Origin of the sequence: Mucilaginibacter sp. JRF (assembly GCF_015223065.1) — a bacterium.
Taxonomy (GTDB): Bacteria; Bacteroidota; Bacteroidia; order Sphingobacteriales; family Sphingobacteriaceae; genus Mucilaginibacter.
Map to the genome: position 1 here is coordinate 119,564 of NZ_JADFBY010000005.1, position 19,979 is coordinate 139,542.

Here is a 19,979-nt window from a genome sequence, read left to right on the forward strand (position 1 = left end):
TTTAATCAACCCATACCAACAAGTTGAAAGCGGTTAGTATGACATTTTATCTACACAAAACTTAAAGAAACCGGCCGGTTTACAGGCTCTCCTCAAATTTTAGCTTTAGCTGCGGCTCGGTAACCTTAAAGCTAAGCCTGTGGTAGGGCGTGTGCCCGTTTTGCAAAACCATGTTGCGGTGTTTTATGGTAGGGTAGCCCTTGTTGCTGTGCCAGTCGTACTCCGGGTGTTCGGCGGCTATCAGCTTCATGTAATCATCGCGGTAGGTTTTGGCCAGTATGGATGCCGCCGCGATGCTGTAGTATTTGGCATCGCCCTCCACTATGCAAAAATGCGGGGTAGTACCATATTTGTTAAAGCGGTTACCGTCAATTATCAAATATTCGGGCCTGATGCTTAGCTGATCAACCGCGCGGTGCATAGCCAGGAATGATGCGTTGAGGATGTTAATGGTATCGATCTCCTTATTGCAGCACGATGCTACACCCCAGGCCAGGGCTGTGCGCTGTATCTCCTCGCGCAGCAGGTAGCGGGTATCCTCATTCAGTTGTTTGGAATCATTAAGCAACGGATGCTCAAAATCGGCAGGTAAAATTACCGCCGCCGCGAAAACAGGCCCGGCTAAACAGCCACGACCAGCCTCATCACACCCTGCCTCAATAAATTCGTGCTGATACCTCGCTAATAACATGCTTTAACAAATATTTTTTTATTCAAATATCGGCCATAAAATCAGTTAAAACGATAATGATTTTCAAAAACCGACACCTTTACAACTTTATTTTAATGTTGATAAAACATTTATTGCTGTACTAATATTATAATTGTGCAAAAATTTAAAACTGCTGCATTCCCCCTATGAGCGACCCGGCTAAAACGATTATAATTTTTGATGACGATAATGACATATTATCCATCTGTTCATACATCTTAGAGGAGCATGGATGGAAGGTGCATACTTTTGAGGATTGCAATGATATAGTTAACCGGGTATCAATGATAAAGCCTGATGTGATACTGATGGATAACTGGATACCCGATACCGGCGGCATCAAGGCTACACGTACCTTAAAAGAGGATGAGGATTTGAAAGATATACCGGTGGTATACTTTTCAGCCAATAGCGATATCGAATCATTAGCCAAAGCGGCCGGTGCCGAAACCCATTTGGCCAAACCTTTTGATCTGGACGATCTGGTATCAACCATAACAAGCGTGGCGCACAAATAATATCTGCACGCCACGTTTTATAATTCTTGAATTTTATTTGACCATTACATTGGGCCGCCACCCGGAGGAGGGCCACCAGCCGGAGGACCGCCTTCGCCTCTCCTGAAATTGCGATCGCCACCTTGTGATGGCGCGCTACCCGCGAATTTGCGTAACCTTAACGAGAAGGTAAGCAATACATAACGGCTCAGCCTGTTCACGTTGCTTTGTGTGGTTATGGTACCATTATCATTCGATGTAAAGCCACGGTTCTGGTTAAACAGATCGAGGCCCGACAGGCGGATGGTCGCCATGTTATCCTTCATAAAACGGCGCTCAACATACACGTTCAAAATGTTAGGGTTGGTTACAGCCACGTTATAGCCATAGTTTATTGAGCGGGTAAAATCGTAGCTCAATGTCCAATCCTTCCAAAAATAGTTTTTACCGTTAACGCCTAATTTTAATGTCCGCGCGTTGGTGTTCAGCAATGGGTTGTTGCCAATGGCGCTAACCGTACGGTTAATGGCGTAGCTGCTGTTAACCTCGGCATCAACCACATCATCAATATTAACCCTGAAACGTACGCCCGGGGTAAATACTAAGTTCTTCGATATGTTCTTTTCAAACTCCGATGCTACATTCAAGCTGTCAACAGTATTTGAGTAACCGATGTTGTTACTGTATGATACGTTACCATTCAGAAACAAGGTATACTTACGCTCGGCAAACGGTTTTGAGAACACACCAAAACCACTAAACTGGTAATAACCATCGGCATTACGGTAAGTAGTTAAGTTGGTGTTTTGCAGGTTTTTCAGCGATGGATCTGCCGCCAGGGTTGCCTCGCTAAATTGGCTGTAGGTAGTAGTTTGCGATACAACGTTATCGCCAATGGTTGTATAGGCAAAACGGGTAAAGAATACGTTACCGGTTTCAAAGCTAAAGTTGTTATAACGCGCCTCGATGGTGTTGGTGAAAGATGGTTTCAGATCAGGGTTACCCTGTACCGGGTATAAGGCGTTCGATAGGTCAAGCACCGGTTGCAACTGGTTGAACGATGGCTGACTGCTTTGCCCATTATAGTTAAAGTTGAATGATTTACTGCGCGAAAAGTTATAAACAAAGCGCGCGGTAGGTATGTAGTTAAATGTGTTTTTAACGGTTTCGGGCGCGTTAACTGAGTTGCCTTTTAATGATGCCGGCTGCACACCAAAACCTGCTGTTAAGTTATACTTGCTTTCAACCAAACGGTAGTTTAAGCCAATGCGGTTGGTGGTAAAAGTATAATCGTAGCTGTTGCTTAGCAGGGCGTAACGGTTAAAATCGCCATCATTATATTCAGTTGGTGGCGTGGTGCCGGTATAGCTAAGTGTATCGGTCATTTTATCACTGCTGGTAGATGAGTGATTGTAAGCATAGTTAAGCTCCAGGAACGATACCGAGCTCAGCGGCTCCATGTAAGCGAAGTTAGCCCCCAAAGTTGTAGTACGGCTGTTGGTAGTAATACGCTGGTTAAGTGGCGTAGTTGGCGTACCCAGGGTATAATCATATATTGGGTTATCGTACTGATCGTTCTTGGCGGTATTCCAGCTCAGGTTAAGGCTGAAGTTGCGGCCCTTTCTGCCAAACTTGTGATTGTATAAGGCGTTGATGCCAAAGTTTGGCGAAGTAGTGTTTGTTAACGAATTAACGTTGTATGATTGATTGGCACTTGCCCTGCTGCTATCGGCCAGGGTATAGGCCACGCTCTCGTAACCCACGGTATTGGTGCGTGAGTAAGAGAATGACGGGGTGAACTTAAAGTAGTTAACTGTATCAGGCTTCCACTCCACGTTAAAGTTAAAACGATGGTTCAGCGGATTGTTGGTTTCCTGACTGTTTGAGGTACTGGTGCTCGGGTTTTGAAACCTGTTTATTTGCAATGAGTTGCTGTTGGTAAATGTGCTGTTATCGTTAAAGCTGTAGCTGCCATAAACAGATACGTTTTTGCCCCATTGATCCCTGAAGTTCAAGCCTAATGATTTGGCATCGGTAATACCGTTGGCCTGTGTGGTGGTGCTACCGCCGCCTTGCAGCGCATTACCACGACCGCCACCGCCGCCCCGGTTGCCACCATTAAAGTTACCGCCAAAGCCACCGCCGGTAGCACCGCTAAAGCTAAAGGTATTAAGGTTGGTATTGTTCAGGTTACCCAGTACGGCTATTTGCTGATCGCCTTTAAATTTAAAGAAGTTTACTGTACCCAGATAACGGTTGGCATTATTAGCCTCGCTGCTTGGCAAGGCATCAGTGCCCTCGCCGCCGGTGGCTTGTAACGAGTAGCCGTAGTTTTTATCCTTACGGATGTTGATGTTCAGTATCTTGGTGGGCTCGCCGGTTTTAACGCCGGTAAGGTTAGCCTGATCGCCGTAGTCATCAACTATCTGTACGCTCTCCACAATATCGGCAGGCAGGTTTTGGGTAGCGGTTTTTAAGTCGCCGGCAAAAAAGTCCTTACCGTTAACGCGCACTTTGGTAACCGATTTGCCTTGCGCGGTTACGTTACCATCCTTATCCACATCAATGCCGGGCATTTTGCGTATGGCATCCTCAACAGGGGCATTGTCGCGCACTTTGTAGGTGCTTATTTTGTACTCAACGGTATCCTCTTTAAGTGTTACCGGGTTAGGTGCGCCTACAATGTTTACCTGCTTAAGCTCGTTGCTTTGCAGTTGCAGCATAATGTTGCCTAATGATACCGGCTCGGTACCGGCATCAAGCGAGTAATGCTTAAGCAAAACCTGGTAGCCTATTGATGTTACCGTAACATTCAGTTTAGTACCTTTTACTGATGGAAAGTTGAACTTTCCGTTCATATCGGCAGCGGTTACCACGCTGTCGCCTTCGGCTGATGTTAGCTTAACGCTTGCACCGGGTACCGAGAGTTTTGTAGAATCTATCACCGTTCCGCTAACCGACCGGCCTGTTTGCGCGTAAGTAAGCGTTACCGCGAACATCATAGCCAGGATCAGTAAATATCGTTTCATCATTTTGGGGGTGTGTGTTGTTTTGTAAATATTAAAATTTGGTTAATCCGTGTTTTTTTAATGCAAATGTTTAACTAAAAAATGTTAAAAATAGCTGTCATACATTATTGTTACACAAGCGTTAATAGGCCTTACCTGCATTAAAATGGCAGCGTTTTGGGCTTAGTTGGCACTTGTAAGCTTAAAACCGTGAGTTTTGTTAACTAAAAAATCATCAAATGAACCAAAAATTAAAATTTGGGCCATTTTAACAATGTTGTTACCGAGTTTTTGGACGGGTAAATACGGGTGGTAACTGTATATAAAAACAGAAAGCCGCGCATGTTTTAACGGTCAGTACGGTAGCGGGTTAGCTACGTGTATCATTGCCGTTATAAATGCTCAAATAGCTTTCATAGCGCGATGGTTCTATCTCACCTTCCTCCAATGCATCAAGCACTGCGCAACCCGGTTCATTTATGTGGCGGCAATTGTTGAACCTGCAATTGTGCATACGCTCCCGCATTTCGGGGAAGAAGTGGCTTAGTTCCTGCTTTTCAATATCAATAATACCCAGCTCGCGTATGCCGGGCGTATCAATAATAAAACCGCCTTGCGGCAGCTCGAACATTTCGGCAAAGGTGGTGGTGTGCATGCCTTTATCACTCCATTCTGATATCTGGTGCGTACGCAGATCCAGCTCGGGCAGCAAACGGTTTATCAGGCTTGATTTGCCAACGCCCGAATGCCCCGAAAATAGGGTGATATTGTCTTTCAACAAAGCCTGCACGGTATCAATATTGGTACCTTCAAGTGCCGAAACTTCGTAGCAAAGGTAACCAATGTTTTCATAAATGGCTTTGTAGGCCTGTAGTATTTCAAGGCCCTCATCGCTAAAAAGGTCGAGCTTGTTAAATACCAGTTTAGCGGGTATATCGTACGCCTCGGCAGTAACCAAAAAACGGTCAATAAACCCCAATGAGGTACGCGGCGATGCCAGGGTCACCACCAATATGGCCTGATCCAAGTTAGCGGCAATAATTTGCGCTTGTTTTGACAGGTTGATGGATTTGCGGATAATGTAGTTTTTACGCGGATGCAGAGTGGTGATCACCGCGGTGCCTTGCTCAGGCTCTATCTCAAAATCAACCAGATCGCCCACGGCAATAGGGTTGGTGGTGGTAATACCCTTTATCCGAAACTTGCCTTTTATACGGCAATCGTAACGTTGCCCGTCGGGCGTTTGGGTCTGGTACCAGCTCCCGGTTGATTTTGTAATTACTCCCTGCATTATCGCTGTAAAGTTAGGTATTTGTATTTGCCTGCTATAAAAATTGTATCAGTTGGCAAAAATGGCTAACTTTAAGAGCTTTAAAACTAAAGCAAAACATGAAGATCGCCTTAGCCTCGCCGCCCTTTCCGGGCAGTATTGATCAAGCCCTTTCAAATCTCGAACAACTTACTGAACAAGCCGCCGCGCAGCAGGCCGTTATCATCTGTTACCCTGAAACCTATATTCCGGGTTACCCTATGCCGGGCTTCGCCCCCGAGCAAGGCTCGCCCGAAAAGATGGAAGCCGCTTTGAAGAAAGTTTGCGAGGTTGCAGCCAAATACAGCATAGCCATTATTGCACCCATGGATAGGTACACGCCTGATGGTATATATAATGTGGCCTACGTAATATCGGCACAGGGCGAGGTGCTGGGCTATCAAACCAAAAATCAGCTCGATCCATCTGAGGATGAGATATGGGTTGCCGGTACCGAACGCACGTTGTTTGAAGTGAACGGGTTAAAGTTCGGTATCACTATTTGCCACGAGGGTTTCCGTTACCCCGAGTCGGTACGCTGGGCGGCACGCAATGGGGCGCATGTAGTTTTTCACCCGCATTTTGGCGGCAGCGAAACCACGGGCACAACACCAACCGAATGGGGCAGCATAAGCAGCCCTTACTACGAAAAAGCCATGATGATGCGCGCTTTAGAGAACACCATTTACTTTGCCAGTGTTAACAACGCTACCCGTTATCCTGATTCGGCATCGTCAGTAATTGCGCCTGATGGTACTTGTTTGGCGCATCAGCAATATGGCATTCCGGGGGTGATGGTAGTTGATATCGACCCGGCACAGGCTACAGGTTACCTTGCAAAAAGATTTAAGCCAGCACTTTATGCTGACGAATATTCAAAATAAAATAGCTGTTGTGCTTGCTATTTTAAAATATTACTACTTTATTTGCCATGACCTTAGTGCGATAAGAAATTATATGTATAACAGCAACACCATTATTATTACCATTATTACCACCGGCATAGATATCGGAGGAAAGTAATCGTATGGTGTAAAATAAGATAAAACAAACCAACTGACCGCCTTCCTCCGACAAAGAGGAAGGCGGTTTTTTTTAATAGCTATACCAACCATGAAAGTCTTAAAATTCGGAGGTACCTCCGTTGGTTCAGTAAGCAGCATAACAACCCTGCTGCAAATAGTAAAAAATGAGGTTGAGCAGGGCGAACGTCCGGTTGTGGTGCTTTCGGCCATGAGCGGGGTTACCAACCTGCTGATCAATATGGCCGAGGAGGCAGCTAAGGGCAACGAGTTTACCGCGCAGCTTGCCGAATTGGAGCGTCGCCACTTTGATGTGGTAAAAAGCCTGCTGGATATTCAAAACCAGAACCCGGCCTTTACCCGCTTAAAAATTCACTTTAACCAGTTGGAGGAATTGTTGCAAGGTGTACTTACCCTGCGTGAGCTTACCGCCAAAACCCGCGACCTGATTGTTAGCTATGGCGAGCGATGCTCAACATTGATGATCAGTAAGATAGCGGCGCAGCACTTTGGCAATGCCTTTTTTGTTGATGCATCCGAAGTATTAAAAACAGACAGCGCCTTCGGCAATGCCAAGGTTGATACCGCGCTGAGCGAATTGCTTATCCGCGATCTGTATGCCTCAAATAGTGATAAGGTGTTATTTGTTACCGGCTTTATTGCCAGTAATGATGCCGGACAGATAACCACGCTTGGCCGTGGTGGCAGCGATTATACCGCGGCTATCTTCGGCGCGGCACTCAACGCTCAGGAAATACAGATATGGACCGACGTGAACGGCATGATGACCGCCGACCCGCGCATGGTGAAAAAAGCCTTCCCGCTAAGTGAGTTGACTTATACCGAGGCCATGGAGCTATCCTACTTCGGCGCTAAGGTGATCTACCCGCCAACCATGATCCCGGCTTTCCTTAAAAAGATCCCTATCGTTATAAAAAATACTTTCGAGCCTGAATTCGCAGGTACCGTAATTCAGCACGAAAGCAAGGCATCAAACCAGCCTATAAAGGGTATATCATCCATCAATAATATCAGCATACTCAATTTAATGGGTAGCGGTATGGTGGGTAAGTCGGGCTTTAGCGGGCGTTTGTTCTCGTTGCTGGCCCGCGAGCAGATCAACGTGATCCTGATCACCCAGTCATCATCTGAGCATAGCATCACCTTTGCCATACAGCCCGGCGATGCCAAACGTGCCAAAGCCATTATTGAACAGGAGTTTGAGTTGGAGATATTAGCCAATAAACTGGAACCCATCACGGTGGAAGAAAACCTGGCCATTTTAGCCGTGGTTGGCGAGAACATGAAACAAACGCCGGGTGTATCAGGCAAGTTGTTCCATGCGTTGGGGCGTAACGGGGTTAACGTAAGGGCTATTGCTCAAGGCTCATCAGAGTATAATATCTCGGTTATCATCAGCGAGTTCGATCTGGCCAAGGCGTTGAATGCCGTGCACGATGCTTTCTTTATCGATCTGTATAAAACCCTGCATGCCTTTTGTTTGGGTACAGGCAACATCGGTAAAACGCTGTTCACGCAGCTTAACGCCCATGCCGGTTTTCTGCGCAGCGAAAATGGCATACAGGTAAAGGTGGTAGGCATAAGCAATACCCGCAAAATGATGTTCGATGCCGATGGTATAGAGTTGGATAACTGGCAGGCATCGCTTGATGAAAGTAATGACCAGGCCGATCTGCGCCTGTTTATAGATACCATGAAAAGCATGAACCTGCCTAATTGTGTGTTTATTGATAATACGGCAAGCCCGGTTCCGGTTGAATTTTATGAGGAGGTGCTGAACTCGTCAATATCAGTAGTAACCTGTAATAAAATAGGTAACTCGGGCACTTATAGCCGATACAAAGCCTTTAAGGATGCGGCGCGTACACATGGTGTCGACTTTTTCTATGAAACCAACGTGGGCGCAGGCCTGCCGATGATCCGTACACTGAAAGACCTGATGAACAGCGGCGACCGTGTTCAGCGTATCGAGGCTATACTGTCGGGTACTATATCCTTCATCTTTAACCAGTTTAAGGGCGATGCTAATTTTCACGACGTGGTACAACTGGCGCAGGAGAAAGGTTATACCGAACCCGATCCTCGCGACGATCTGCGCGGCACCGACTTTATGCGTAAGATACTGATACTGGCACGCGATGCCGGCCATACTTTAGAAGCTACCGATGTAGAGATAGAAAGCATACTGCCGCAAGCCTGCCTTGATGCCGCTACGGTTGAAGATTTCTACGCTGCCCTAAAAGCCGAAGATGCTTACTTCACCAACCTTAAACAACAAGCTGAGGATGGGGGTAAAGTACTACGCTACATAGGCAAACTGGAAAATGGCAAGGCATCCATCACCCTGCAAATGGTTGATGAAAACCATCCGTTCTATATGCTATCGGGCAGTGATAACATTATATCATTCACTACCGATAGGTATAAGGAGCGCCCGCTGGTGGTAAAAGGCCCCGGCGCAGGTGCCGAGGTAACCGCCGCAGGTGTATTTGCTGATTTGATAAATGTGGGCGCAAATTAGAACACCGCCCCCTAACCCCCTAAAGGGGGAACTTAAAATATAACTACGATCATGAGTAACGAATTACAGGATATAAATACAAACAGTGCTTTCACCCCCTTTAGGGGGACGGGGGGCATAGTTGATAATGCAGTGCACGTTTTTGCCCCGGCAACTGTGGCCAACGTGGTCTGCGGGTTTGATGTGCTGGGCTTTGCCGTTAACGAGCCTGGCGATGAGGTGATTATGCGGGTAACTGATAAACCCGGCATCACCATCAGCAAAATTACGGGTGATGATGGTCGCCTGCCGCTTGACCCTGCTAAGAATACCGTGAGTGTAAGCGTGCAGCATTACCTGAACAGCATCGGCCGTGCCGATATTGGGTTGGATATTGAGTTGCATAAAAAGATGCCTATCGGTAGTGGCTTGGGTTCAAGCTCGGCCAGTACTGTGGCGGGTTTGTACGCCATTAAAACCCTGATGGGCGATGATCGCGACCCGATAAACCTGCTGCCCTTTGCCATGAAAGGGGAGGAGATGGCCTGCGGGCACGGCCATGCCGATAATGTTGCGCCTGCCCTGTTAGGTGGTTTTGTGCTGATACGCAGTTACGAGCCCCTTGACGTGGTGCGCCTGCCGCATCCAAAAGATCTGTGGTGTGCCGTGGTGTTCCCGGATGTTGATGTGCCTACCCGCGAGGCCCGCCAGATAATCCGCAACAAAATAGCCATGAAGGATGCTGTAACCCAATGGGGTAACATTGCCGGTTTGGTAAGCGGTTTGTTTATGCAGGATATTGACCTGATCGGTCGTAGTATGCAGGATGTATTGGTTGAGCCGGTACGCTCTATGCTGATACCTGATTTTTATAAGATGCGCGAAATTGCCATGAGCAACGGCGCGGTAAGTTTTGGCATATCAGGCTCAGGCCCATCAGTATTCGCCTTTACCCGCGACGAGCAAACCGCCCGCGACATCACCCAAAAACTACAGCAACATTTAACAGCATTAAAGATAGGCTCAAACACGTACGTATCAACCATAAATGATGCCGGGCCGAGGGTAATAGGATAAAGGATTTCGAAATTCGGATTTTCAATTTCGAATTTGATCCCATCCGTTAAGTAAACAATTGAACAGCAAATAAAATAAATTCGAAATTGAAAATTCGAATTTCGAAATAAGAGGTCATGGAACTATACAGCACTAACAATACATCATCAAGAGTATCATTTAAAGAGGCGGTTTTTAACAGCATGCCGCAGGATAAGGGTTTATATATGCCGGTAGCTATTCCGCGTTTGAGCGATGAATTCATCGGCAAACTGGGCGAATTGACCCTGCCGGAGATCGCTTTCGGCGTAGCCAAAAATATATTGGGCGATACCATCCCAGAGGCTGATCTGAAAGCACTTATCGAGGATGCCATCAACTTTGAAGCTCCGGTGGTGGAGTTGGAGGATGATGTATATGTGCTGGAGCTGTTCCACGGTCCGTCGCTGGCTTTTAAGGATTTTGGCGCGCGCTTTATGAGCCGTGTAATGAGTTACTTTTTAGAAGCGGGCGAGAAGCAGTTAGATGTATTGGTAGCCACTTCGGGCGATACCGGTGGTGCCGTGGCATTGGGTTTTTTAGGTGTACCGAATACCCGTGTAACCATTCTTTACCCTAAAGGCAAAGTAAGCGGCGTGCAGGAGCAGCAGTTAACCACCAACGGCCAAAACATCCGCGCGTTAGAGGTTGACGGTACTTTTGATGATTGCCAGGCCCTGGTTAAGCAAGCCTTTACCGATACTGAACTGAACAAAACCTACCGCCTTACATCAGCCAACTCTATCAACATAGCCAGGCTGATACCGCAAACGTTCTACTACTTTAACGCCTATGCGCAGTTGCTGCGTAAAGGTAAAAGCAAGGTAGCCTTTGCGGTGCCCAGCGGTAACTTTGGCAACATAGGCGCTGGTTTATTAGCCTGGAAAATGGGCTTGCCGGTTGAGCAATTTATTGCCGCTACAAATGCTAATGATACTGTTCCGGCGTTTTTAAAGACCGGCTTTTATGAACCAAAGCCATCGGTGCAAACCATATCGAACGCTATGGATGTGGGCAACCCAAGTAACTGGGTGCGTATTGCCGATCTGTTCAAGGGCGACGAAGCTGCCCTGAAGCAACTTATTACAGGCTATAGCTATAACGATGAGCAAACCGTTGAGGCTATTGAAAAGGTATTTGCCGATCACGAATATGTGGTTTGTCCGCATACGGCCATAGCCTGGAAAGCATTGAAGGAGTGGCAGGCAGATCATACAGAAGTAGCCGGTGTTTTCCTTTCAACCGCTCATCCATGCAAGTTTCCGGATGTTATACCGGCCGGGGTAGCTAATAACATTTCGGTGCCCGAATCCGTTAAACAGCTTGATGGCAAAGAGAAACAGGCGGTACAAATGCCTGCCGATTTTCAAAGCTTTAAAACATACCTGTTAAACAACGTTTAATGAAGATACTCCGCTGCATTATCATACTTATGGTTTCGCTTATGGTATTTGGCTGTAAGCAAAATTTCGACAAAAAGTTATGGAGTAAAAAAAACGATTGGGATTACCCACATCGTAATAAAATGCTGAAGGATCTGCTCAAAAACCATGGGCTGAAAGGTAAGCCGCTCAGCGAGGTTACCGATATGCTTGGCGAACCGGATGATACCGACGGCAAGCATATCTACTACGATATTGTGATGAAGTACGGCGCCGATATCGATCCTATTTATTCCAAGGAGCTTGAAATAGCTTTCGGTGCCGATTCGGTTGTTACGGCTGTTAAAGTGCAGGAGCACAAAAATTGAGTATCTTTGCGCTATAATTATCAGCCATGTTAAATAAGGCCTTTACTGTTGTTTTATCTCTTACCGTAATACTTTTATCAGCCTGTAATAGCGATCAGCCATTTAACCGCAAATTGTGGAAAGATGCCGACGGCCTCGACTTTAAGTATCGTGCCAACATGGTTAATGATCTGCTGCAAAACCATAACATTAAAGGGCTAAAATTTTACCAGGTTACCGATACCCTCGGCTGGCCCCAGGGTAAAAAGGACGACTATATTTACTACGACATTGTAGTAAAATACGATGGCTACCCGCCAAGCTACGTAAAGCGCCTTTATGTTTACTTTAAAGATTCTGTTGCCGTAAATACCAAGATATACGAGCATTCGGAGAAGAAAAAGAAGTAGACCCCTCCTAAATAAAGTTTCATGTCATTTCGATCGAGGTACGAGAGAGAAATCTGTCTGCGTTCATAGCAAAGCGATAGATTTCTCGCTGGCGCTCGAAATGATAAGGTTAGATGGAGTGTTATGAAAACCGAATCAATTTTTGAACGGTTGGTGAACCCCTCCCTGCCCTCCACAAGGGAGGGATTTGATCTTAGCACTACAAAGCACAAGCCGTAAATAACCTTTATTACCGGCATCAGAAATGCCCGGAGTAGCACAGTCCCAGCCAAAGCACAAACTTTCACCGGGCAGGGCGTAGCCGGCGATTTTTGTTTCTTTTGATCGCTCAAAAGAAATTTAGGACAGGTAATGAAAATGCTGTGCTTTATTAGCGGCTTAAGCTCACGCAAGAATTGTGCTTTTACTATCGTCAGTCTGCTCTTGGCCGCAGAGGCCAGTTACTTTACCTTAGATGCAAAGTAACCAAACATCAAGGCAGAAAAAACCTTCCGCCCGCAGGCCATACTCCCTGGCCCGGTTTTCTGCCAGGCCACCGCTCTTTTTTAAAGATTCTTTAGTATAAAAATCACGTCATTGCGAGGTACGAAGCAATCTCTTTAGGATATTCTTCAAGATAAGGCGCTCGAGGATTGCTTCGTGCCTCGCAAAGACGAGTTTTATTAGATATGCTTATCAAAGTCCTCCCCCTTGGGGAGGATTTAGGTGGGGTGGGGCTGTTCTAAAACGCTTCCGCCAAACTCAAATACAAGCCACTTTGCCTTTTTTCGCCGGGGCGTTGCTCGCCGAGGGCGTAGTCAACACGCATGCTAAGGCCTTTTTCTACGTCGAAAAAGTAGCGCCCGCCCAGGCCGTAACTTGGTTTTAATCCATCAAAATTAAATGAGTTGCTGAACACCTTACCCGCACCGCCAAAGCCAACAATGCCAAAGCGGTTGCTTATGCGGTAGCGCAGCTCGGTTTGCGCGGCGGCAAGGTGCCTGTCGCGAAAGCGGCCGTTGTAGTAGCCACGCATAATTTCATCATTACCTAATGATGGCAGCAGGTAAAACGGCTCACGCGCGCCTACTATACTTTGCCCCTGCACATTAAAGCCCAATACCAGCTTTTTGCTGAGGGAGAAGAATTGCGCGTATTCAATATTAAATAGCCCGCCACGGTAATTGTTATTGCTGAACATGCCCTTCATAAAGTTGAAGTAGGCGGTAACCACGGCGCCTTTGGTAGTGTAAGTATTGTTGTTACGATCATCAAAAACAAAGCTTGGGCCTGCAAAAAGTATGCTGCCGCCGCCGGGTTGCTGGCTGCGTTGCAGGGTTTGGTATATGCCTCCGGGCTCCTTATCAGTAAACTTATAATCGAGGCCACCGGCCGTAACACCTATATATATGTTTTTGCTGATGCGTTTTTCGGCAGTCAGGTTAACACGCAGGCGTTTTTGCCCCAGGCGATCAAGGCTGGCCTTGCTGGTTTCATTACCTGTTCCAAAATAATCAAACGGAAAGTTGATGTAGCTTACGGTGGCGGTATAATGATACTTGTTGGCCGGTGTCCAATAGTTAGTGCTTAGGCTAAAGCGGCTTTGGCCTTTAGTGGTTATGGTAGCGTAGCCAAATATGTTTGATACACGGGTACCCTCATTCAAGGTATCGGTATAAAATGAATATAAGGCCGAACCGCCACCCTCAAAACCGGTTTCGGGTGCCGAGCTGAGTACGGGCAATATAAAAAAGCTGCTGTGCTTGCTGCTATCCTGCTCAAACAGAATTTTGCGGACGAATTTGGGTAAAAAACGCATTTGCGCATGTGCCGGTTGCAGGCCAATAACAAGTACAAATGCTATAAAAAGTCTTTTCATCAGTAAAGATAAAGGTGCCGCTAAGATGCGAATTTATTAAACAGCACGCTGCTGTTTTGTTTTACGCTTAACTTAAAATGATGTTACCGTTATAATATATTATGATGCACGGCCATGCAGATTTTTGAATTTCAAATAAGCATCTCATTAAAATAGCTACTTTTGCCAAAAATTAACAAGTAACCATCATGAGTACAGAAGCAAGAGGTCCGATATCACAGTTTATCGAGAAAAATTACCTGCATTTTAATGCCGCGGCATTGGTTGATGCTGCCAAAGGATATGAAACCCATTTAACCGAAGGCGGAAAAATGATGGTTACCCTTGCCGGTGCCATGAGTACTGCCGAGCTGGGTATTTCGCTGGCCGAGATGATCCGTCAGGGTAAAATTGACATTATATCGTGCACGGGTGCCAACCTTGAGGAGGATATAATGAACCTTGTAGCGCACTCGCACTACAAACGTGTACCTAACTACCGTGATCTTAGTCCGCAGGATGAGTGGGATCTGTTAGAGAACCATTACAACCGCGTTACTGATACCTGCATCCCGGAGGAAGAAGCCTTCCGCCGTTTACAAAAACACATATACAATATATGGAAAGATGCTGATACCGCCGGTGAGCGTTATTTTCCGCATGAGTTTATGTATAAGATATTATTGAGTGGCGAGCTGGAGCAATACTACGAGATAGACCCTAAGAACTCATGGATGCTGGCTGCTGCCGAAAAAAATCTGCCGATTGTTGTACCGGGTTGGGAAGATTCAACCATGGGTAACATCTTCGCCTCATACGTTATCAAGAATGAGATAAAGGCTACCACCATGAAAAGCGGTATCGAATATATGGCATGGCTGGCTGATTGGTATGTAAAAAATTCAGAAGGTAAAGGAATAGGCTTTTTCCAGATAGGTGGTGGTATAGCGGGCGATTTCCCGATATGTGTTGTACCGATGCTTTATCAGGATATGGAGATGGAGAATATTCCGTTCTGGAGCTACTTCTGCCAAATATCTGACTCGACCACATCATACGGCTCATACTCGGGCGCGGTACCTAACGAGAAGATCACCTGGGGTAAGCTGGATGTAAATACGCCGAAATTCATTGTCGAGTCTGACGCGACCATTGTAGCGCCGTTGATTTTTGCCTGGATATTAAAACAATAAACAAAAAATCAAAAATGATTTTTGTCAACAAAAAATGTGTGGTTAAACAGCTATAGGCCAAAAGTGCAAATAAAGTGCATTTAAAGCGTTTTTAGCCTTGTTTAGAACGATTATAAATTGTTGATAACTGTCATTTCTTTGTCAGCCATACTGTAATAAATTTTACTTTTGTGGCTGTAAAAATTGGATAAACGGCATCAATCCCGTCCTGTTTTTAAAATTTTAATAAATATAATTCAGCATAAACACGCTTTATGAGAAATATCTCATTACTTTTTAAACAATTTTCAAGAACGGTTTTACTGCTTGCGGGCCTAACAGCAATGACCACTGCGGCCAATGCTCAGGGCGACCCCAAGAAAGGTGAAACTATTTTTAAAGCCAAGTGTACTGCCTGCCACAAGATCGACAAAAGGCTCGTGGGTCCGGCCCTTGGTCCGCAAATTACTTCGGAAACAGACGATGCTTATCTGATCAAATGGATTCAGAACAGCCAGGCGTTGGTTGCCGCTAAAGACGCAAAAGCGCTAAAGATCTTTAACGAGTACAATCAGATACCGATGACAGCTTTCCCTGAGCTGACCGATGCTGATGTGACTGACGTTATTGCTTACGCCCGCGACGAGCAGAAAAAATTAACCGCAGCTCCTGCTGCCGGTGCTGCTGCCGCACCAGTTGAAACAGGTCCAAGCGCTTTGTTGATCTGGGGTTTGATCGGCGTTATCGTTATCGCTTTCATCGTTATCCTGGTACTGAACAAAGTGATCGGCTCATTAGAGCGCCTGTTGCTTAAAAACAAAGACCTGGTAATTGAAGAAGAGCCTGAAGTTGAAGGTGAAGAAGTTGATCGTTTCGCTGCTATCAAAAAGCTGGCGAAAAATAAGAAACTGGTATTCTTTGTAGTGCTTTGCGGCGCTATCGCGATGGGTAGCTGGAGCTGGGTAACCATGTGGAACACCAACATGCACCAGGGTTACCAACCAGTACAGCCTATCAAATACTCGCACGAGTTGCACGCAGGTGCCATGAAGATTGATTGCCAGTACTGTCACTCAGGTGCGTACAAATCAAAGAATGCTTCGATCCCGTCACTTAACGTTTGTATGAATTGCCACAAGGTAGTTAAAACCGAATCGCCTGAGATCCACAAGATCTATGACGCTTTGGGTTACGATCCGGACAAAGGTACTTATGACAGCACACAGGCTAAGCCAATTCAGTGGGTGCGTATACACAACCTGCCTGACTTTGCTTACTTCAACCACTCACAGCACGTAGTAGTTGGCGGTGTAAAATGTCAGCAATGCCACGGCCCTATCGAAACTATGCCAGAGGTTTACCAATACTCACCACTTACCATGAAATGGTGTATACAGTGCCACAAACGTACTGAGGTTAACTTTAAAGGTAACGCATACTATGATAAGATGACCCAGGTGCACGACGCGATCAAGAAAGGTGAGAAAGTAACCGCCGCGGTTATGGGTGGTTTAGAGTGCGCTAAATGTCACTATTAATATCAGAGATTTAAAACTTAGCAATTACAGTTTATATAGCTTAAATGGATAGCAATAAAAAATACTGGAAAGGTTTAGAGGAGCTAAACAGAACGCCGGAATTTGTTGAGAAAAACAAGCATGAGTTTGCCGAGCCGCTTCCGATTGAGGAAGTGTTGAGTGGTGCAGGCCTTGCCTCAAGAACTCCGCGCCGTGATTTCCTTAAAGCGCTGGGCTTTGGTGTGGGTGCCGTTACATTGGCTGCCTGTCAAAAAGTTCCTGTACATAAATCAATACCATACCTTATTAAACCAGAGGAGGTAACTCCGGGTGTGGCTAACTACTATACTTCAACCTACAACGGCCACGCCATATTGGTTAAAACCCGCGAAGGTCGCCCTATTAAAGTTGAAGGTAACCCTAACGACTTATTAGCCGGTGGTGGTTTAGGTTCGCAGGCGCAAGCTTCAGTACTTGACCTGTATGATACCAATCGCCTTAAAGATCCGCAAATGGATGGCAATGATGCCGGTTGGGATGCAGTGGATGCTTTCGTGATCAAACAATTAGCTGCTGCCCAGGCAGGTGGTAAAAAGATCCGCATCATCAGCTCAACCGTACACAGCCCGTCAACACAAGCGGTAATTAACGATTTCATCGCTAAATATCCTGCTGCCGCGCACATCAACTACGATGCATTCTCTTACACAGGTATAATACAAGCTAACCAACAAAGCTTTGGTAAAGCGGTATTGCCTCACTATAACTTTGATAAGGCTGACGTAATTGTTAGCGTTGGTGCCGATTTCCTGGGTGCATGGATCTCAGGTGAGGAGTTCACCAAGCAATACGTATCAAACCGTGGCAGCAAGGCTCTTGAATCTAAAAAGATGTCGCGCCACATTCAGTTCGAGAGTGGTATGAGCATCACCGGTACTAACGCCGATGCCCGTATCCCTGTAAAAGTATCTGAAGAAGGTTTAGTATTGGTTGCCCTTTACAACGCTATATCAGGCACTACATTGCCGGGTACTAAAAAGCTGGAAAGCGCTAAAGCCGCTACAGCGGTAACACTTGCCGCTAAAGAGTTGCTTGCTGCTAAAGGTAAAGCGCTGGTAGTTGCAGGCTCAAACGAAGTTGCTAACCAGGTTGTGGCCAACGCCATCAACGTATTGTTAGGCAGCTACGGTACTACTATCGATCTTGACAATCCGTCAAACCAATACAAAGGTAACGATGCGCAATTCGTAGCCTTTATAAACGAAGCAAAACGCGGCGAAGTTGGTGCAGCCATCTTCCTGAACGCTAACCCTGCTTACGATTACTTTAACGCTAAGGATGTTAAGGATGCTTTAGGTAAGATCAAACTTAAGGTATCATTCGCCGGCCAAAAAGATGAAACTGCTGACCTGGCCAATGTGATAGCGCCAAACCACCACTACCTTGAATCATGGGGTGATGATAACGCTATATCAGGTTACTACACGGTTATGCAGCCAACCATCAACCCGGTATATAACACCCGCCAGGCTGAGCAAAGCTTACTGATCTGGAGTGAAAATACTACTGATTACTATACTTACGTACGCAATAACTGGGTTAACAACCTGCTTACTTTAGGCGGTCTGTCTGGCCAAAGCGGTTGGGAAACCTTACTGCAAACAGGTTTTGTAAAAGTTGCTTCTAAAGCGGCTACTCCGGCAACAAACGCTGCCAATGTAGGTGCTGCCGCGCAACTGATAGCTGCTAACAGCACTAAGCTTGTTGCCGGTGGTGATGACAAAGTTGAGCTTCAGCTTTACATTAACACAGCCATTGGTGATGGTAGCTATGCTAACAACCCGTGGTTACAGGAGTTGCCTGATCCGGTATCAAAAGTTACTTGGGATAACTACGCGGCCCTTGCGCCTAAATACGCTGAGCACCTTGGTGTTGAAGAAGGCGACGTGGTTAAGTTAGAGGCTAACGGTTACTCAATTGAGGTACCTGTATTATTACAGCCGGGCCAGGCACAAGGTACCGTATCGGTAGCTGTTGGTTATGGCCGTACTCACTCAGGCCTGGTTGGTAACAGCGTAGGTAAAAACGCTTATCCTTTCGCCAGCTTTAGCAATGGCACTATCGGTAAAACACTGGTAGCTACCATATCTAAAACAGGTGAAGTATCGCCATTAGCGCAAACACAAACACACCACTCATACGAAGGTCGTGACGTTGTGCGTGAGGTTAGCTTAAAAGAATACTTGAAAGACCCTGCCGCAGGTACTGACCACGGTAAGGAACACAAAACATACGATCTGTTCTGGCAAAAGCACGAGAACCCTACGTATGACTGGAAAATGGCTATCGACCTTAATGCCTGTACCGGTTGTGGTGCTTGTATTGTAGCTTGTAGTGCCGAAAATAACATTCCGGTTGTTGGTAAGGATGAGGTTCGCCGTCGTCGTGAAATGCACTGGATTCGTATTGACCGTTACTACAGCTACGAGCAGAATGGTGAAGCCGAGCCTGACGAAGAAACAGGCATGGTTACCAAAGAGAAACAGATAGCTAAACTGGATGATCTGGATCACGTAACCGTAGTACACCAGCCAATGATGTGCCAGCACTGTGACCACGCTCCGTGCGAAACTGTGTGCCCGGTATTAGCTACCGTACACTCATCAGAAGGTTTGAACCAAATGGCTTACAACCGTTGCGTTGGTACACGTTACTGCGCTAACAACTGCCCATACAAAGTACGCCGCTTTAACTGGTTCAACTACTGGAACGATTCACGTTTTGATAACTACCTGCAAAACGAGCATACTCAACTGGTGTTAAACCCTGACGTTACTACCCGTTTCCGTGGTGTGATGGAGAAATGCTCAATGTGCGTACAACGTATACAAGCCGGTAAACTGAAAGCTAAAATTGAAAAACGCCCGCTTACTGATGGCGAGATCAAAATGGCTTGTCAGCAAACCTGTACAGCAAACGCTATCATATTCGGTAATGCAAATGATCCTGACTCAGAGCTTTCAAAAGCACTTAAGAGCGAAAGAACTTATTATGTGTTACAAGAGCTTAACGTACAACCGGGTATTGGTTACCAGGTAAAAGTTAGGAACACCATTGAAAACGAATTAGCTTAATTATTACAAAAGAGAT

The 19,979-nt window shown here is 46.1% G+C and carries 14 protein-coding genes; 10 read left to right on the forward strand and 4 right to left on the reverse strand.

Annotated elements, in window-relative coordinates; all coding sequences use genetic code 11:
- Positions 1-79: 79 nt before the first annotated feature.
- Positions 80-691, reverse strand: a complete 612-nt coding sequence (locus IM792_RS14295) for a ribonuclease HII (RefSeq protein ID WP_194102562.1) — start codon at positions 689-691, stop codon at positions 80-82.
- A 167-nt stretch (positions 692-858) separates the two neighbouring features.
- Between IM792_RS14295 and IM792_RS14300 the strand changes: the two genes are divergently transcribed.
- Positions 859-1,230 carry a response regulator gene (locus IM792_RS14300; protein ID WP_194102563.1) on the forward strand — a complete coding sequence of 124 codons (372 nt, stop codon included), beginning with the start codon at positions 859-861 and terminating at the stop codon, positions 1,228-1,230.
- Positions 1,231-1,274: 44 nt separating this feature from the next.
- Here the strand turns inward: IM792_RS14300 and IM792_RS14305 are convergent, their stop codons facing one another.
- Both IM792_RS14305 and rsgA read right to left on the reverse strand, forming a co-directional pair.
- A complete protein-coding gene (locus IM792_RS14305) occupies positions 1,275-4,241 on the reverse strand; it encodes a TonB-dependent receptor (RefSeq protein WP_194102564.1) in 2,967 nt (988 codons plus the stop codon).
- Positions 4,242-4,587: 346 nt separating this feature from the next.
- Entirely contained in the window at positions 4,588-5,508 is a 921-nt protein-coding gene (gene rsgA / locus IM792_RS14310) for a ribosome small subunit-dependent GTPase A (protein WP_194102565.1), read from the reverse strand.
- A gap of 98 nt (positions 5,509-5,606) precedes the next feature.
- Between rsgA and IM792_RS14315 the strand changes: the two genes are divergently transcribed.
- The 6 genes from IM792_RS14315 (at position 5,607) to IM792_RS14340 (ending at position 12,303) form a co-directional block, all read left to right on the forward strand.
- Positions 5,607-6,410, forward strand: coding sequence for a carbon-nitrogen hydrolase family protein (locus IM792_RS14315; RefSeq protein ID WP_194102566.1), 804 nt, complete (start codon positions 5,607-5,609; stop codon positions 6,408-6,410).
- Between the two features lie 229 nt (positions 6,411-6,639).
- The gene (thrA, locus tag IM792_RS14320; protein ID WP_194102567.1) at positions 6,640-9,090 is read left to right on the forward strand and encodes a bifunctional aspartate kinase/homoserine dehydrogenase I; all 2,451 of its coding nucleotides are present in this window, start codon (positions 6,640-6,642) and stop codon (positions 9,088-9,090) included.
- A gap of 51 nt (positions 9,091-9,141) precedes the next feature.
- Positions 9,142-10,146, forward strand: coding sequence for a homoserine kinase (locus IM792_RS14325; protein WP_194102568.1), 1,005 nt, complete (start codon positions 9,142-9,144; stop codon positions 10,144-10,146).
- A 116-nt stretch (positions 10,147-10,262) separates the two neighbouring features.
- Positions 10,263-11,567: a threonine synthase gene (thrC, locus tag IM792_RS14330; protein WP_194102569.1), complete on the forward strand. Its 1,305-nt coding sequence runs from the start codon at positions 10,263-10,265 to the stop codon at positions 11,565-11,567.
- Positions 11,567-11,914 (forward strand): hypothetical protein, encoded by a 348-nt coding sequence (locus IM792_RS14335; protein WP_194102570.1) that lies wholly within the window; start codon positions 11,567-11,569, stop codon positions 11,912-11,914. Before thrC ends, IM792_RS14335 begins: the two co-directional genes overlap by 1 nt.
- Before the next feature lie 26 nt (positions 11,915-11,940).
- On the forward strand, positions 11,941-12,303 hold the full coding sequence (locus IM792_RS14340; protein ID WP_194102571.1) for a hypothetical protein: 363 nt from the start codon (positions 11,941-11,943) through the stop codon (positions 12,301-12,303).
- Positions 12,304-13,024: 721 nt separating this feature from the next.
- On the opposite strand, the gene IM792_RS14345 is transcribed toward IM792_RS14340, so the two are convergent.
- Positions 13,025-14,161, reverse strand: coding sequence for a polymerase (locus IM792_RS14345; protein ID WP_194102572.1), 1,137 nt, complete (start codon positions 14,159-14,161; stop codon positions 13,025-13,027).
- 188 nt (positions 14,162-14,349) lie between these two features.
- On the opposite strand from IM792_RS14345, the gene IM792_RS14350 reads away from it, so the two are divergent.
- The 3 genes from IM792_RS14350 (at position 14,350) to IM792_RS14360 (ending at position 19,963) form a co-directional block, all read left to right on the forward strand.
- The gene (locus IM792_RS14350; RefSeq protein ID WP_194102573.1) at positions 14,350-15,333 is read left to right on the forward strand and encodes a deoxyhypusine synthase family protein; all 984 of its coding nucleotides are present in this window, start codon (positions 14,350-14,352) and stop codon (positions 15,331-15,333) included.
- Between the two features lie 323 nt (positions 15,334-15,656).
- On the forward strand, positions 15,657-16,850 hold the full coding sequence (locus IM792_RS14355) for a cytochrome c3 family protein (RefSeq protein WP_347343815.1): 1,194 nt from the start codon (positions 15,657-15,659) through the stop codon (positions 16,848-16,850).
- A 44-nt stretch (positions 16,851-16,894) separates the two neighbouring features.
- Positions 16,895-19,963 carry a TAT-variant-translocated molybdopterin oxidoreductase gene (locus IM792_RS14360; RefSeq protein ID WP_194102575.1) on the forward strand — a complete coding sequence of 1,023 codons (3,069 nt, stop codon included), beginning with the start codon at positions 16,895-16,897 and terminating at the stop codon, positions 19,961-19,963.
- Positions 19,964-19,979 lie beyond the last annotated feature (16 nt).